Annotated in this window: 13 protein-coding genes; 8 read left to right on the top strand and 5 right to left on the bottom strand. The window is 47.9% G+C overall.

Annotation, left to right across the window (positions count from 1 at the left end):
* The first annotated feature begins 26 nt into the window (after positions 1-26).
* The 4 genes from bioB to PHG53_04955 all read left to right on the top strand — a co-directional run bounded on the left by bioB (position 27) and on the right by PHG53_04955 (position 4,766).
* The gene (gene bioB, locus PHG53_04970) at positions 27-953 is read left to right on the top strand and encodes a biotin synthase BioB (GenBank protein MDD5380976.1); all 927 of its coding nucleotides are present in this window, start codon (positions 27-29) and stop codon (positions 951-953) included.
* Positions 941-2,101 carry an 8-amino-7-oxononanoate synthase gene (bioF, locus tag PHG53_04965; GenBank protein ID MDD5380975.1) on the top strand — a complete coding sequence of 387 codons (1,161 nt, stop codon included), beginning with the start codon at positions 941-943 and terminating at the stop codon, positions 2,099-2,101. Before bioB ends, bioF begins: the two co-directional genes overlap by 13 nt.
* On the top strand, positions 2,091-3,443 hold the full coding sequence (gene bioA / locus PHG53_04960) for an adenosylmethionine--8-amino-7-oxononanoate transaminase (GenBank protein ID MDD5380974.1): 1,353 nt from the start codon (positions 2,091-2,093) through the stop codon (positions 3,441-3,443). Before bioF ends, bioA begins: the two co-directional genes overlap by 11 nt.
* Before the next feature lie 99 nt (positions 3,444-3,542).
* A complete protein-coding gene (locus PHG53_04955) occupies positions 3,543-4,766 on the top strand; it encodes a hypothetical protein (protein ID MDD5380973.1) in 1,224 nt (407 codons plus the stop codon).
* Here PHG53_04955 and glmS read toward each other — a convergent pair.
* A complete protein-coding gene (glmS, locus tag PHG53_04950; protein MDD5380972.1) occupies positions 4,753-6,612 on the bottom strand; it encodes a glutamine--fructose-6-phosphate transaminase (isomerizing) in 1,860 nt (619 codons plus the stop codon). The genes PHG53_04955 and glmS overlap by 14 nt on opposite strands.
* Before the next feature lie 203 nt (positions 6,613-6,815).
* On the opposite strand from glmS, the gene hisH reads away from it, so the two are divergent.
* Together hisH and hisF are read left to right on the top strand one after the other, a co-directional pair.
* Positions 6,816-7,436, top strand: a complete 621-nt coding sequence (hisH, locus tag PHG53_04945) for an imidazole glycerol phosphate synthase subunit HisH (protein ID MDD5380971.1) — start codon at positions 6,816-6,818, stop codon at positions 7,434-7,436.
* Positions 7,436-8,200, top strand: a complete 765-nt coding sequence (gene hisF / locus PHG53_04940) for an imidazole glycerol phosphate synthase subunit HisF (protein MDD5380970.1) — start codon at positions 7,436-7,438, stop codon at positions 8,198-8,200. The genes hisH and hisF overlap by 1 nt, the downstream gene beginning before the upstream one ends.
* A 20-nt stretch (positions 8,201-8,220) precedes the next feature.
* Here the strand turns inward: hisF and PHG53_04935 are convergent, their stop codons facing one another.
* The 3 genes from PHG53_04935 to PHG53_04925 form a co-directional block, all read right to left on the bottom strand.
* A complete protein-coding gene (locus PHG53_04935) occupies positions 8,221-8,643 on the bottom strand; it encodes a GNAT family N-acetyltransferase (protein MDD5380969.1) in 423 nt (140 codons plus the stop codon).
* 98 nt (positions 8,644-8,741) lie between these two features.
* Positions 8,742-8,891 carry a hypothetical protein gene (locus PHG53_04930; GenBank protein MDD5380968.1) on the bottom strand — a complete coding sequence of 50 codons (150 nt, stop codon included), beginning with the start codon at positions 8,889-8,891 and terminating at the stop codon, positions 8,742-8,744.
* 219 nt (positions 8,892-9,110) lie between these two features.
* Entirely contained in the window at positions 9,111-9,314 is a 204-nt protein-coding gene (locus tag PHG53_04925) for a cold-shock protein (GenBank protein MDD5380967.1), read from the bottom strand.
* A 375-nt stretch (positions 9,315-9,689) separates the two neighbouring features.
* On the opposite strand from PHG53_04925, the gene PHG53_04920 reads away from it, so the two are divergent.
* Positions 9,690-11,873 carry a hypothetical protein gene (locus PHG53_04920; GenBank protein MDD5380966.1) on the top strand — a complete coding sequence of 728 codons (2,184 nt, stop codon included), beginning with the start codon at positions 9,690-9,692 and terminating at the stop codon, positions 11,871-11,873.
* A gap of 183 nt (positions 11,874-12,056) precedes the next feature.
* Here the strand turns inward: PHG53_04920 and PHG53_04915 are convergent, their stop codons facing one another.
* Complete coding sequence (locus PHG53_04915; protein MDD5380965.1) at positions 12,057-12,803, bottom strand: hypothetical protein; 747 nt, start codon at positions 12,801-12,803, stop codon at positions 12,057-12,059.
* Positions 12,804-13,892: 1,089 nt separating this feature from the next.
* Here PHG53_04915 and PHG53_04910 point away from each other — a divergent pair.
* Positions 13,893-14,426, top strand: coding sequence for a hypothetical protein (locus PHG53_04910; GenBank protein MDD5380964.1), 534 nt, complete (start codon positions 13,893-13,895; stop codon positions 14,424-14,426).
* Positions 14,427-14,625: the final 199 nt, after the last annotated feature.

Here is a 14,625-nt window from a genome sequence, read left to right as displayed (position 1 = left end):
CCCGTAATGCTAAAATGACTGGCAATATGAGCACCGCCATAAAAAACAATACTGAAGTTTTCTTAAATACGCCTCTGCAGGAGCTTGTTTCACAGGCTGGCGAGGTTAGAAGAAAGTTCATAGGCAATAAGCTGGACCTGTGCAGTATCTTAAACGCTCGCTCAGGCCTTTGCTCTGAAGATTGCAAATTTTGTGCCCAGTCAGCAAGACATCACGCAGATATTTCGACCTATCCGCTTAAAGGCAAATATGAAATAGTCGAAGCCGCACAAAAAGCCAAAGATATCGGCGCAAAAAGATTCGGCATCGTTACCAGTGGAAACCGCCTCACCGGCAAAGAACTGGACGTGATTGCGCAGGCAATCTCGGAAATAAAAAATAGTATCGATATTGTCGTTTGTGCCTCGCTTGGCGCTCTGGAGAAATCTCAGCTGCAGCTTCTCAAAGACGCCGGCCTTTCCCGCTACCATCATAATATCGAAACATCCCGCCGTTTCTACCCCCACATTGTCTCAACGCACACCTTCGATGAAAGAATAAATACCATAAAGTCCGCCAAACAAGTAGGCCTCGAAGTCTGCAGCGGCGGCATAATCGGTATGGGCGAGACCTGGCAGGATAGAATTGATATGGCTTATACCCTGAAAGAATTGGATGTCGATTCGGTCCCTCTCAATATATTAATCCCGATTAAGGGAACGCCCCTCGAATCCATCACGCCTCTTTCAGCCGACGATGCCGTAAGAGCGATATGTATTTTTCGCATCGTATTGAAAGATAAAACCGTCAAAATCGCTGCCGGCAGGGAGGCAATCTTCAAAGATTCGCAGCTTCAGGCATTTACCGCCGGCGCAAACGGAATGCTTATAGGCGGCTATCTGACCGTCAAAGGCGCAAATCTCGATGTCGATTACGCCCTCATCGAAGAAATAAAAAGAGCATGGACAGAATAGACGATTTTCTGACGCAAAGAAAAGCGGATGGCCTCCTCAGGGTCTTAAAACCTGCCGATTCGCGCAAAGACGGCAAAATTTATTTTGACCGCGCCGAGCTGTTCGATTTTTCTTCCAACGATTATCTTGCCCTCTCGGACCATCCGCGACTAAAAGAAGCTTCTAAACAGGCTGCTGACTCTCTCGGCGTAAGCGCTTCAGCGTCGCGGCTTTTAAGTGGTGACCTGAAAATTCACCACCAGTTCGAAGACAAAGTCGCCCAATTCAAAGGCAAAGAAAGCGCATTGATTTTCAACACCGGCTATCAGGCCAATATAGGAATCATAAGTGCTCTCTACGACAAGGGCGATGCCGTTTTTTGCGACAGGTTGATTCACGCCAGCATAATTGATGCTGTCCGGCAGTCCGGTGCTAAGCTTTTCCGCTTCAATCATAATGATTGCAGCCATCTCGAATCTCTGCTGAAAAAAGAAAGTGACAAATTCAAAAACCGCCTTATAGTTACCGAAACAGTTTTCAGTATGGATGGCGACATTCCTCCATTAAAAGAGCTTGTTGAAGTCAAAGATAAATACGGCTGCGTTCTAATGGTTGATGAAGCCCACGCCACCGGAATCTTCGGCCCAAATGGCGCAGGCGTCGTCGAAGAACAGGGCCTCTCCGACCGCATAGAGTTAATTATGGGAACGTTCAGCAAGGCCCTGGGCAGCTTCGGCGCCTATCTTGCCTGTTCCGAAAAAGTAAAACAGTATCTCGTAAATTCCTGCAGAAGCTTTATTTATTCTACCGCTTTGCCTCCGCCGGTAATTGCGGCCGACATCGAGGCTATCGACATTGTAAAAGATGAACCCTTTCGCAGAAAAACTCTCCTCGCCAACGCCGGTTTCTTTCGCACTCGTCTTCGTGAAGCGGGGTTCGATGTAAAAGGCGATTCTCAAATTGTCCCCTTGATTGTGGAAGACTCCGGCAGGGCGGTGCGCATCAGCGGCGACCTTCAAAAAAGTGGCTTCTGGATTCTCCCTATAAGACCGCCTACCGTCCCGCAAGGCCAGGCAAGATTAAGGTTCTCGTTAACTTACCATCATAATAAACAACTTTTGGAAAAACTCGCCGACCGGATTATTGAGGTTACGCAAAGTGAAAAATAACAAGACCAACTGGATAGAAAGAGATTTACAATATATCTGGCACCCTTATACGCAGATGAAAGACTGCCGCAGGTTTCCTCCAATCCTGATAGAAAAGGCCAAAGGCGTCAAATTATACGATGATAAAGGTAACTTTTATTGTGACACAATTTCAAGCTGGTGGTGCAACGTTCACGGCCATAACCATCCTAAAATAAAAGCGGCGATTAAAAAACAGCTAAATTCCCTCGACCATACCTTGCTTGCAGGCTTTACACATAAGCCTGCGGTCCTCTTGGCCGAAAAGCTTGTCTCTGTCACCCCCAAAAACCTCACCAAGGTCTTTTTCTCCGATAATGGCTCAACCGCCGTCGAGACCGCTCTGAAGATGTCTTTTCAATACTGGCGCAACATTGGCCGAAAATCTAAAACAAAATTCCTCTCTCTCGACCTCGCTTACCACGGCGACACCATCGGTGCGATGAGCGTTGGCGGCAATACGGTTTTCAATAGGGCCTTCGATGCCCTCCGCTTCAAGTCCTTTAAAGTCCCAACCCCTTATTGTTATCGCTGCCCCCTCGGTAAATGTAGGGCTTCTTGTAGTATCGACTGCATAAAACCATTGCGAAACACCTTAAAAAAACACAAAGATAAAATAGCTGCCGTTATTTTGGAACCTCTCCTGTTGGCGGCAGGGGGGATGATTGTTTATCCCGTTGAATATCTTAAACAGGCTGCCGACCTTGCCAAAAAATACAATGTTCACTTAATCCTCGATGAAGTCGCTACTGGCTTTGGCAGAACAGGAAAAATGTTTGCCTGTCAGCACGCCTCTGTCCAGCCGGATTTCCTCTGCCTCGCAAAAGGGATAACCTCCGGCACGCTCCCCTTTGCTGTGACCCTGACAACCGGCAAAATCTACAATGCCTTTTATGATGATTATGAAAAGTTCAAAACCTTTTATCACGGCCATACCTATACCGCAAACCCCATCGGATGTGCCGCCGCCTTGGCGACCCTCCAAATCTTCGAGCAGGAAAAAACCCTGCAAAAGCTAAAAGCCATTGTCCCCATATTTCACAAAGGTATGGAAAAATTCGAGTCGTTGCCTTCCGTCGGCGACGTGAGATGCATCGGTATGGTAGGGGCTATCGAATTGGTTAAAGACAAAAAAACAAAACAGCCCTTCGACGTCAAAAAGCGAATCGGCCAACAAATCTTTCAAAAAGGCCTAAAAGAGCACCTAATCCTTCGCCCTTTGGGCAATGTTATTTATCTCTTTCTCCCTCTGAGCATAACAAAACCCCAGTTAAACGACATCCTGAAAAGAACATTCAAAGTTATCGAAAGCTTGACCGGCTGAGTTCCAGAAATCAAACGGGGGAGGGAATGCGATTATTCTGTTGACATTTCGCACTAAATCAGGTAGATTGGCTTAAGTCTAATTTAGGAGGATAGTGGCATGGAAAAGCTAATTTCTGTTTTTGTCTGCCTGCTTTTAGCCGTCCCTTCTCAGGCACGAACAATCACCGTTGATGATAATGGTCCTGCAGACTTCAATAATATTCAAGCGGCGGTCAACGACTCCAACAGCGGCGATACTATCGAGGTTCAGCCGGGAACATACACTGGTGCTGGCAACAGGGATATTGACCTGAGTGATAAATCTATTACCGTGCGCAGCACAGACCCCAATGACCCTGATATTGTTGCTGCTACAATTATTGACTGTAATGGCTCAGTAGCGGTGCCGCACAGGGGTTTTTATTGTCTTAACAGTGTAAGTACCACTTTGGTCATAGCAGGTTTTACTATTATCAATGGTTATCACGACGACGGCGGAGGAATCTATCTCGATGTTGGATTCGCACCGGGTAATTTGGCTATCAGAAACTGTGTCATCAGCGGCAGCAGCGCGGACTGGAAGGGTGGTGGAATCTTCTTTAGTTCAGTAAGTGCGGCTGGGGGCATTTACACAATCGATGGCTGTAAGTTCAGCAATAATACAGCGGTACTTGGTGGGGGTATTTGCTGCCGCGGATACTTGACAATTAACAACTGTACCATCTTTGACAACACGAGCACTAGCGGAGGCCTGACAGGGGGTGGCGGAGGCATCGCTACTTATACCTGCGATAGTATAATTACGAACTGCACAATCACAGGCAATAGTGCAACTCAGGGAGGCGGGATCTGCAACGTAAAGTTTTTGGGGCCTGTACTGATTAGCAATTGTATACTGTGGGATAATGAGGGATATGAAATATACTTGCAGCCATTTCCAGGTGGAATTGGCTGTACAACAGTTAGCTATAGCGATGTTGAAGGTGGTTCTGCGGCTATAGGAGGCACAGGTGATCGTATCTGGGGCAGTGGCAATATTGATGAAGACCCGTTGTTCATTGACTCGAATGGCTTGGATAGAATACCAGGTACGGCTGACGATGAGGAGGGCTATGTCCATCTGCGGGGGTATTCTCCGTGCATCAATGCCGGAGACCCGGGCGGCGATTACAGCGGTCAAGTTGACATTGACAATCAGCCGAGGGTTGCCTACGGCCGTGTGGATATGGGCGCAGACGAGGTATTCCCGATTGCTGGTGATTTTGAACCCGATGGTGACGTGGACTTCAGGGACTTTGCCGTATTTGCCAATAACTGGCTGTTAGGTACTACTCGACCGTAACGCTTTTGGCGAGGTTGCGGGGTTTGTCGACGTCGTGCCCTCGCAGCACCGCAGCGTGATACGCCAGAAGCTGCAGCGGAATGACCGTCAGCATCGGTTGCAGTAGCTCCGGTGCATCAGGGATGGCAATTAAATGGTCTGCGTGTTTCTTGATATTCTCATCGCCTTCGGTTGCGACAACAATAATCTTCCCGCCGCGTGCCCGAACCTCTTCTATGTTGCCTAATATCTTGTCGTATTGCGGTCCTGCTGTCGCTATGAAAACAGCCGGCATACCGTCACTTATCAGGGCAATTGGCCCGTGCTTCATCTCCGCTGCGGGCAGCCCCTCAGCGTGTATATAACTTATTTCTTTTAGTTTCAAAGCCCCTTCCAGCGCAACCGGATAATTAAAGCCGCGTCCCAGGAAAAGCCAGTTTTCTTTTTTGATATTCGCCGCGGCAATCTCTTTTATCTTCTCGGATAGTTTCAATATCCTGCTTATTTTCTCTGGTATCTTGGATAGTTCCTCGATGCAGCTTCCTGCCTCGCCGCTGTTGAGGTTTTTTCTTCTGCCGAGTTCTATCGCCAGCATCGTCAGCACCGCCACCTGCGCGGTGAACGCCTTTGTGCTTGCAACTCCTATCTCCGGTCCCGCGTGCAAATATATCCCTGAATCGGTCGCTCTGGCAATTGAAGACCCTACGACGTTGACAATCCCAAGCACCGTCGCTCCCCGTTCTTTCGCTTCCTCTACCGCTGCCAGAGTATCAGCCGTCTCTCCGGACTGGCTTATTGCTATGACCACCGTCCCGTCCTCGATGATTGGACTGCGATATCTAAATTCGCTGGCATATTCGGTTTCTGTCGGAATCCGTGCCAGCTGCTCGAACAGAAACTCCCCAACTATGCCGGCGTGGAATGCTGTCCCGCAGGCGGTCAGGATAAGACGTTTCGTGCGCGTCAGCTCGCGCAGATAGTCGGCTATGCCGCCGAGTTTAATTTTGTTGTCTTTGATATCGATTCGGCCGCCCATGCATGTGCTCAGCGCCTTAGGCTGCTCGAAAATCTCTTTGAGCATGTGGTGCTCGAAACCGTCGAGCTCGATTTGCTCTAATGAAAATTCGATTTCCTGCAGCTCTTTCGTCACGCTGACGTTGTCAATCGTTTTTGTGCGAAACCCCTTTGAGCTGATAGTAACCATTTCGTTGTCGGAAAGATATATTGCCTGTTTCGTGTGCTCCACTATTGCCGAAGCGTCCGACGCCAGTATATATTCGTTATCGCCCACCCCCAGAATCAGCGGGCTGCCCTTTTTGGCTCCGATGAGTATGTCCGGAAAATCGCTGCACACAATTGCCAGCCCGTATGTCCCGTTTAATTCCCCCAGTCCCTGCTGCACAGCCCATTCGAATTTGTTTTGGCCGTTTCCCTTTTTATCTTCTTTGCTTTTGGCGTAGAAGTATCCAATCAGGTTTGATATCACTTCGGTATCGGTCTCGCTGGCGAATGTGGCGCCCTCATTTTCCAGCCATATCTTCAGCGTCTCGTAGTTTTCGATAATTCCGTTATGAACGACTGCTATTTTGCCGGTATAGTCCAGATGCGGATGTGCGTTTACGTTGTTTGGTGCGCCGTGCGTCGCCCACCGTGTATGCCCGATGCCCAGCGTTTCGCTGCTGTCCGGCTCAGCTAATATCTCTTCAAGCGCGCTGATTCTGCCGCTGCATTTTTGCACTTTTATTTCCCCGCCGCTTAGTAGCCCCACGCCCGCCGAATCGTACCCCCTGTACTCCAGCCGCTTCAATCCCTCTATAAGCGTCGGCTGGGCGCTCTTCTTACCTAAATAAGCTACTATCCCGCACATTCATTTTCCCTTCAATTGCAGAAAGCTCATCTACTTAAATCGGCAAAAACTGCCGCCCTCCTGTATCAATATGAAAATATACTGTGATGGACTTGCCCTTATTCCCTTTTATTGTAGGAAAATCCCTCTCGTACCTCAAATTAATTCTGCTTAACTGCTTAATCAGGTGTTCTTATTTGACGTTCTGACAATTTTGTAGTTTAATGCCATTTATGTTGATTGTTATCGATTACAGCGTAGGAAACGTCAAAAGCGTCTGCAACGCCTTCCGCCATATTGGCTGCGAGGCTAAGCTTAGCTGCAAACCGCAAGATATTAAAGCCGCCGCAGGCCTCGTCCTGCCAGGTGTCGCCGCCTTCGGCTATGCCGTCAGCGCATTAGGCCCTCTGGCCGAGCTTATAAAAGAGCTTGCTTTGGCAGGCAAACCTCTGCTTGGCATTTGCGTCGGATACCAGATGCTTTTCGACCGTAGTTCTGAATACGGCCCGCACAAAGGCCTCGGATTAATTGCAGGCAATGTTGTCCCTGTCCCTTCTTCGCAAACCGTCCCCCATATGGGCTGGAACCTTGTAAAGCTTCCTGAAGATATGGATTTATTTACAGGCCTGCCGAAGGAAAAACATTTCTACTTCGCGCACTCTTTCTATGCTGACGTTGCCGACACCAAAACCGAAATCGCTTATACCGACTATGGTTTTCAATTGCCTGCTTCGGTCCAGAAGGGTACTATCTATGGCACCCAGTTCCACCCCGAAAAAAGCGGCCCGGTAGGCCTTAAAGTTCTCGAAAACTTTTCCAAAATCTGTCAGAGGAAATCGATCTGATGCTGGCAAAAAGAATCATTCCCTGTCTCGATGTTAAAGACAACCGTGTTGTCAAGGGCGTCCATTTCTTAAATCTTCGTGACGCAGGCGACCCTGTCGAGCTTGGCAAAAGATACAGCGATGAAGGCGCAGATGAGTTGGTCTTCCTCGACATCACCGCCACAATTCGCTCCCGCAAAACAATCGTTGACCTCGTCGAAAAAGTCGCCGAAAACGTCTTCATCCCCTTCACCGTAGGCGGCGGCATCAGCTCAGTTGACCAAATCGACCAGCTTCTCCGCAGCGGTGCCGAAAAAGTCTCCGTCAATACCGCCGCCGTCCAGAATCCTAACTTGCTCACCGAGGCCGCCCAGCGTTTCGGAAACCAGTGTGTTGTCCTCGCCATTGATGCCCGTCGTTCAAAAACACGACCGGGCAGATGGCAGGTCACCGTAAAAGCCGGCTCCGAACCCACCGACCTCGACGCTGTCGAATGGGCCGTCAAAGCCGAAAAACTTGGCGCAGGCGAAATCCTCCTGACAAGTATGGACGCCGACGGCACCAAGACAGGCTACGATAACGAGCTGAACAAAGCCGTTTCCGACGCCGTCAATATCCCCGTAATCGCATCAGGCGGGGCAGGGGAACTTGAGCACCTCTATGATGCAATCATCCAGGGCGGCGCAGACGCTTGTCTTATGGCTTCTATTACACACTTCGAAAACTACACCATCAACCAGATGAAAGAATACCTCGCCTCACGAGGCATTCCCGTAAATCTATAGTTTGAAAGCCTCTGTCAGCTTTACGGCGGAATATCTTTGGTCATAACTTTCAGGTCCGTCCGTTCGACCCAGCCGTTTCTTTTCCAGAACGCTTGACCGCCCGCGTTGTCGGCGAAAACGAATATGTTGCATTTCCGAATACCGATTGTCCGCAGTTTCGAAATTACTTTATCTGCCAGCGCGGCGCCGATTCCTTTGTTGCGATGCGCCTCAGCGATAGTCAAATGGTGCAGGTATCCGCGTCTGCCGTCGTGCCCGCATAATACTGCCCCGATAATTTTCCCTTTTTCGAATGCCGCAAAGCTCAGGCCGGGATTGCGCTGAAGGTATATCTCGATTCTTTCTTTAGTGTCGGTATCGCTGTCCAGACCGACTCCCTTACTGCTTTCCCATAGCGTTAGGACCTCTTCGTAATTCTTAATTGTCAGTTCTCTAATTTCCATAATTGTGCTTCCTTCTCTTTTTGCCAAATAAAAAAGCCTTCCAGGACTTCTTGCCCTGGAAGGCTTTTATTCTTACCTCAAAAAATATCAAATTCCTTCTAAGGGCTGTTCTCCTTTATCTGCAGGGTATCGTTAAGGTCGATGTTCATCATCTGTACCTCGACAAACCTCATCATCAGGCGCACGAACTTCGTACCCGCCCGCCGGCTGGCTGAATGTTTCTGATTGTTTGTTTTATTTTTACTCATCGAAAAAGTTCCTGTCGAAAAACGAAAGAGGAAAAGTTTATTGGCAAAATCGCCCTCTGTCAACTACGAATTTAAAAAACTCCCGGCGGCCTCGCTGGCACTCTGCATAATCCTGTTGAGGAAAAAACCGAGGCAGGTTAAAGGATACTTTGCTTTTAGAGGAAAAAGAAAGCCCCGCGGCTTAGCAGGGCTTTTGGTTTTTCAACGCTTTACTCTAACTTACGCCGGAACCACGTTGGTCGCACATGGGCCTTTTTTGCCCTCGCCGACCTCGAACTGGACCTTTTGGCCTTCATCTAATGATGCGTAGCCGTTGGTCTTTATTTCCGAATGATGGACGAACAAATCTTCGCCTCCGTCGTCCGGAGAAATAAATCCGTAACCCTTGCTTGCGTTAAACCATTTTACTGTACCTGTGCTCACTTGTACTCTCCTGGGCCTTGTTACAGGCCGTCAAAAAATAATATCTCTCCATACTTTTTTAATAGGGGGCATACTCTTGAGAGATGAAAGCTTATATCCCCTTTTCTCGTACTATTTAATATATACTTCGTCCTATTAAAGCAGAATAATTACAATATGCAACAAATAAATATCATTTTTCCAAAAAAATATAGGTCCCCAAGTCGAATCAAAGAGCCGAAAACCACACCTTTGGCCCTACAAAAGGGGTTGGCTGGCCCGAAAACTTTATAAACAATACTTGACAAACAGGTGTTCTGTCCGTTAGGATGCCCGAACATGCGTATTCTGTCACGGTCTTTCGAATCAAGGGTTTATTTGTCCAGGAGGTGTGCGATGAGGAAAATCTCAAAAAGTCAAATTGTTGTAGCGGGGCTGGTCTGTCTATTTATGTCGGTTTGGCCGCAAACCGGGTGGTCTCAGGGTGGCGATACCTGTGCAACTGCCGTAGCAATTGCCTCGCTTCCGTATAGCGACACGGGTGATACCACCGGCCAGACCGATGATTACCACGAAATCTGTCCGTATAGCGACAATGGTGGTGCGCCGGATGTCGTTTACTCATATACCCCGGCTTCAAACGTGGTTATCAGCATTGACCTTTGCAACTCATCCTACGACACAAGACTGTTTGTATACGAAGGCACCTGTGGCGCGCCGGATTCAGGAGAACAAATCGCCTGCAGTGATGACGATTGCGGCAATGATGGTTATAAATCGGAATTGCCTTACGTCAGTCTTACAGCCGGCAACACATACTATATCGTCGTTGATGGTTATGGCGACTATGCCGGTGAATACGAAATAAATGTCACTCAGGTAAGTACGACTACCGGTGCCTGCTGCGATGATACCACAGGCATTTGTCAGGACGGCGTCGAACAGTCGGCCTGTACAGGCCGGTTTTCCGCTGATACGCTTTGTGCTGATTTAATCCCTCCCTGCGGCGGATATGCCGGGGACGACTGCTCGAATGCTACCGTAATTCCTTCACTGCCTTATAGCGTTACGGGGGTTACAACCGGAGCCAATGACGACTACGATGAAATTTGTCCATTCGATGCCCCCGGTGCCCCTGATGTGGTTTATTCATACACTCCCGCCACTAACCAGGTCATTGACATTTCTCTTTGCGATTCAGAGTATGACACCAAAGTCTACGTATACGAAAACTCCTGCGGCGCTTATCAATCGGGCACGCAAATTGCCTGCAGTGATGATGCGTGTGGTGATGACTATTTTAAATCACTTATAGAAGGTTTAACTCTTATCGCCGGCAATACCTATTATATCGTGGTCGATGGCTTTGGTACCCAGAACGGTATTTATGAGCTTGATATTACCGGCAGTTCAGCGGTCGTCGGTGCCTGCTGTGATGATGTTACCGGTATTTGCCGGGACGGCGTTGCTCAGCAAAACTGCACGGGCCGTTTCGCTGCCGATACTCTCTGCGCCAACCTCGACCCGCCCTGCGGCAGCGGCCAGACACTTCAGTGTCCAAACGATACACTCTTCGGCCAGCCTGCACACGGACCGGCTGACCCGTGGTCAGGACCTATCAGCGAGGCCGTTTTGGGTGGACACGTTTACGAAAACTTCGCTGGTCTTGCAGGCCCAATCTGCGATATTCACTGGTGGGGTTTCCAGGTCGATTATGAGTTCGAGGACTGTATCGAACCTGCCCCCGTCTTCGTAATTGGTTTCTACGAGGATGATAACGGCCGGCCCGGCACAGACGTCTGCTCTTACGAAGTCGTCGCTTCTGTTACCTCCACCGGTATTTACTACGATTTTGGCGGCCGCCTAAACCAGTTGAACTACTGCAGCGTCGACGACCTTTCACCATGCTGTTCGCTCACCGATGGATGGGTCTCAATTACGGGTGCGGGTGCTGAAGATTGCTGGTTTATGTGGATAACTTCAGACACCGGCGACGGCAATTCCTGGTCTGACTACGGCGAAATAGGTGAGCCTATGGGTATGGACCTCAGTATCTGCCTGACAGGTGTTGTGCCCGACATTCGCATTGAGCCGTTGTCGTTTGACGATAATTGTCCGCAGGACCCCTTCGGCAGTTTCACTATCTACAATGATGGAACGTCAACTCTTAATGTAACCGATATCGAAGACGTACCCGCCTGGGTCGTTGGAATATCACCGGCCCTTCCTTATAGTATCCCGCCGGAAGCCAACCAGCCCGTTACCGTGGAATTGGATTGCTGTTATTGTGCCGGAAGAGGGCAGTTGCAGGTTTACAGCAATGACCCTGATGAAAGCCCGTACCCGGATGCCGTTTTCGTCAACCTCAATGTGATTGAAGGTGACTTGGATAGCGATTGTGCGGTGGATATGTACGACTTTAGCTATTTCGCTTCTCACTGGCTGCAAACCCCATGCACCAGCCCCGACTGGTGTGGCTATGCCGATATTACCCGCAATGGCTCTGTCGGTTTTGAAGACCTCGCCGTCTTTGTATCCAATTGGCTGGACGAGATATCCTTCCCAGGCTGCGAAGAGTAACTTCTTTATTGATTAGTTTAGCCCCGTCATCTTTTATCCGCCTCTGGCGGATGATGACGGGGTTCGGTTAGCCCCAAACTTTATGTTGGGGGGTTGCTTTTGTCATTCCGTACTTGCTGGGGATGCGGAATCCAAAACCAAAATATCAATCCGAAAACCCGCTTTTCCCGCCAAATAAACGGATTATTTAACCTCCACCGATACCTGAGGATTGAAAGGATTGGTCCTGATGGCCAGAGAAAATAGATATGGGTAATTGCCCTTAAGGTGCTCCATATAACTTAGCCATTCACGTACAAGTAGGCCGTAAGCCCTCTTTATGTCACCCGCCAGATGCTCATAGTCGGTATCAGGCAGGCCCTTGACACTCTCCCTGTGCGACAGTTCTTCTGCCAGATGGAACACCCCCCAGAGCAGCTCCGTGAACTCCTCGTGCTCCAGAAGGTTCGGGTTCTCCAGCAATCTGAGTAAAAAACCCCTCTTGTCGATAACGAAGCTTCGCATCTCTTCGAGATTGCCCTTATGAACGTCAATCTTGAATTCCCTTTCCTTGAGAAATTCTTCCATCTTGTCGAAATGCTCCTCTGTCCACCCGTTATCGATATTCAGGTGCTTGCCGAAGCTCTCGGCCTCGGCGTCGAACGCCCAGAAGTATTTCAGCAGCGGCATGCCAACCTCGCTGAAAAACGCCCCGATGACCATATTCAGTTTCTTGAGCATCGCCTTCTTTTCCCGCATGCTCAGCGCCTGATGTATAATCAGCGTAACAAGCAGCACCTCGATAAAAACAAACGCGATATCGCCCACTAAATAAATGAATATATGATGTGCGTCGCGAAAGATTATATAATGCAGAACATAGAAAACCACCGACAGAAAAACCAGCAGCGCACCTAAAAGAATCTGTGGATGGAATGACTTTTTTTCCATATTTGCTCTTTTCTCAACTCTGAATTTGACCCGATGTTTTTCCGTTCTTGGCGATTGTATAATACCCTCTCCGGCTCACCTACGCAACCCCGTTCTACCCGCGCCGCCTGTCCCTTAAAATTGGCTTTGTTTGGGTTTGTTTTTTCGAGTCGGCAGTTTGCAGTTTTTGGTTGTTAGTCACGCTAAATACTGAAGTTACGAGCATTTCAGGCGTTTTGGAAATTGGGTTTGTTTTGCATAATTTGTTCATTTTGATTGATTTTTCCGCTATAAACAGAAAATCTCCGCTGCCGAAACTCGGCCACAGAGAAAAAAAGAAAAGTAAATTATAAATTAAGTATTAATTGGTTATTGGAAGCCGCTCATTAGTAATTCCTTTCAAGAGAGACTGTCTCTCTACTGTTGGAGGGACTTGCGCGAATGATGCGAAAAATGAGCTAGTCGCTTGTCGCTCGGCCCTCGTAACTCGAGGTGAGAAAAGGAGTAAAAAATATTTAAAGAAAAGGGGTTTTGGAGGGCAGGTATATGCGCATTTGATTGAAGTCAAACATGAGGCGCAAAGGGGCAAAGGCACACAGGCACAAAGAAAAATATGTATTGCGAAGTGTTGCCGGAGGCCGCCCCATTAGAGTAAACGACACTCTGAACAATGGGGCAGGTAATGAGGAAATACAATAATTATGCTGTAGGCATACACGTAAAACAGAATTCAAGTAGAAGGCTGCGACATTTCAAATCACCAAATCTGTAAATATGTCCGGGACTGAGTTTGACAAAAATGATTCGGGGCGTGGTACGCTTCGAGGTATCCCCGAAAACGGGGATACCCCCTTGCTAGGGTTAACAACTTTCTTTTGTGGTGTGCTTCAAGACGACTTCATGCTTTACACGCATGGGGTCATGGTGTTGACAATCCTCTCTTGTGGCGCATTTCGGGGTATCCCTGAAAACAGGGATACCCCCTTTAAACAAAAAAGATGGCCGAACTGGAGGACGCAACAGCAAAAATCTGTTTTTTTGTCTTGAAAAATAGAAGAATAATCGTTTATATTAAAACTATTATGTAATTTATAAGTGGGGAAACGATATATGGGCGGAATGAAGGATTATCCAGTATGGGAGGTTTATGACTTATATAGAGACTGTAGACTAAATACTAAATATTGGTCTAAGAAGCTTATCCGATCTCACCGTTTTAATTTGGCATTCGAATACCTTATTATGGTTACAGCTCCGGGTTCGGCTGTTGCTGGATTGTTTTTCTGGCAAACCTCGCCTGGTGCAGTTATTTGGAAGGTATTAATTGCCATAACTGCTTTATTAAGTATAGCAAAGCCACTCCTTAAGTTATCAGATAGAGTAGCTAACTTACAGGGGATAGTTACACAATATCGGTCGCTTGATCATCAGTTGGAACAGCTTAGTAACGATATACGCAGAGATGAATGTTATTCCGTTGCAATGGTGAGCACTTTTAAAAATATAGCAAGACAGGAGGAAAAAGTTTCAGTATCTGAACCTATCGAAGACATTGATTCAAAACTGCAAAAAGCATGTTTTGACCAAGTAAATAGAGAGTTACCTGAAGAGAATTTTTATATTCCTACAAAATCCTCTATTTAACTGAGTATTTCTAAACTTTTATTTGCTTAATGGGAAGCATTACGATGAATGAGCGAAATCCAAAACCGAGTAAGCCAACACCTCCACCAAAACAAGTACCTTCACCAAAACCCCCGGAAAGAAGAACACCTGGAGAACCTTTTTCACCACCTTATCCTAAAATTCCTCCACCGCAGCCTTGGCCAAGACCGGATGGTGA

It is taken from the genome of Phycisphaerae bacterium (assembly GCA_028714855.1).
Lineage (GTDB): Bacteria > Planctomycetota > Phycisphaerae > Sedimentisphaerales > Anaerobacaceae > CAIYOL01.
The sequence above is the reverse complement of the archived record's forward strand: the minus strand, read 5'-3'. Positions and strand labels throughout refer to the sequence as shown.